This is a genomic window from Aerococcus sp. L_32, assembly GCF_050689315.1.
Map to the genome: position 1 here is coordinate 1 of NZ_JBOEQF010000709.1, position 919 is coordinate 919.

Here is a 919-nt window from a genome sequence, read left to right on the forward strand (position 1 = left end):
CGGTATCGATATGTTTGATTGTGTATTGCCAACACGTATTGCACGTAACGGGACTACCATGACCAGTCAAGGCCGTGTAGTCATCAAAAATGCGCAATATGCACGCGACTTTACACCATTAGATCCAAATTGTGACTGCTACACTTGCCGTAACTATACACGTGCTTACATCCGTCACCTATTGAAAGCTAACGAAACATTTGCACTACGATTAACGTCAATCCACAACTTGCATTTCTTAATCAATCTGATGGAGCAAATTAAAGATGCCATTCGCGAAGACCGTCTATTGGACTTTAGAGACGAATTCTTCTTGCAATATTACGGTAAGGTTCAAAAAACCGCCTTTTAGGTCAAGCACTTTTCTTTTTGAAAAGGGGCTAGGCGAGGTCTTGCTAAATCTTTCGTCTTACAAGGGTTAACCTATGTAATTTATGGGCACTTTATGGTACGATTATGCTAATGATAAAAAAATGAACGGTTCATATGTGAACAAATAATCAAACAGGAGGTTATTCTTTTAATGGGAATAGGAACAATATTATATATCGTTGTTTTAGTGGCTTTAATGTACTTCATGTTAATTAGACCACAACAAAAACGTCAAAAAGAAACACAAGAAATGATGGCTGCAATGGCAGTTGGTGATTCAGCAGTAACAATCGGTGGTTTACACGGTGTCATTGCTGAAATCGATGAAACAAAAAATACTATCACTTTAGACTGTGAAGGTGTCTACTTAGTATTTGACCGTCGTGCAATTGCGCGTACGCAAAAAGCTGACCCAATGAATACTGAAATGGCTAACGATATCATGAGCGATGCTGCTGAAGAAGAAGCACGCGAAAACGATGTAGTCATTGAAGATGTAGAAGCAGGCGACCAACAAGAGGACGATCAAATCTAGTCACAGCAACCC

Annotated in this window: 2 protein-coding genes; both read left to right on the top strand. The window is 39.5% G+C overall.

Annotated elements, in window-relative coordinates; genetic code table 11:
* The coding region (locus tag ACRCJ0_RS15890; protein WP_431391147.1) for a tRNA-guanine transglycosylase at positions 1-352 on the top strand (352 nt) is incomplete at its 5' end.
* Between the two features lie 171 nt (positions 353-523).
* The gene (gene yajC / locus ACRCJ0_RS15895) at positions 524-907 is read left to right on the top strand and encodes a preprotein translocase subunit YajC (protein WP_154837596.1); all 384 of its coding nucleotides are present in this window, start codon (positions 524-526) and stop codon (positions 905-907) included.
* The last annotated feature ends 12 nt before the right edge of the window (positions 908-919 follow it).